Genomic DNA, 335 nt, shown 5'->3' on the forward strand with positions numbered 1-335 from the left:
ACAGCGCTCCACGGTGCGGGTCCATGGCCAGGTCGCCGGCCAGCTGACGCGCTCCCAGGCCGCTGCAGTTGACGATGAGGTCAGCTCCGTATTCGGAAAGCAACCGATCCTCGTGTTCCTCGAGCGGACCGGAGATACTGGCCCGGATGGCCTTGACACCCTCGGCCTCGGCTTGGCTGGCCAGCCAGGTCAGGTACCTGTCGGTATTGATGGTGGGTGCCAAATGCGAATACGCGTCGACGACCCCGGCGTTCGGGTTGACACCGTGGGCTTCGATCAGTGCGGCGTCATGCGCGAACCCCGGTACATACTTTTCGAGCTCGAGCATTTTCTCC

The 335-nt window shown here is 63.3% G+C and carries 1 protein-coding gene; it reads right to left on the reverse strand.

The window, feature by feature from the left end; translation table 11 throughout:
- Positions 1 to 335, reverse strand: a 335-nt coding sequence (locus tag AC5Y5O_RS32295) for an FAD-dependent oxidoreductase (RefSeq protein ID WP_500028784.1), incomplete at both ends; no start/stop codon positions are given.

The organism is Mycobacterium sp. NGS40, from assembly GCF_059812735.1.